Genomic DNA, 265 nt, shown 5'->3' with positions numbered 1-265 from the left:
CAGTAAGGATGGTGGAGCTATGCGGGATCGAACCGCAGACCTCCTGCGTGCAAGGCAGGCGCTCTCCCAGCTGAGCTATAGCCCCATCGTAGTTATCTCATTCACCTTAATTCTTGCTGAGACAAGGCGTGGAACGGTGAAGCATACTGAAGTATGCGAGTCGTTTCACAACGCGGTATCAGAAAGAATTTGGTAGGCCTGAGTGGACTTGAACCACCGACCTCACCCTTATCAGGGGTGCGCTCTAACCACCTGAGCTACAAGC

Annotated in this window: 1 tRNA gene; it reads right to left on the bottom strand. The window is 53.2% G+C overall.

The features are described 5' to 3' along the window. Positions 1-9: 9 nt before the first annotated feature. Positions 10-85: transfer RNA gene (locus OGY08_RS00295), tRNA-Ala, on the bottom strand. Between the last annotated feature and the right edge of the window lie 180 nt (positions 86-265).

This window comes from Citrobacter sp. Cpo069, from assembly GCF_030332785.1.
GTDB classification, from domain to species: Bacteria; Pseudomonadota; Gammaproteobacteria; order Enterobacterales; family Enterobacteriaceae; genus Citrobacter; species Citrobacter portucalensis.
This window is presented reverse-complemented; position numbering and strand designations above follow the sequence as displayed.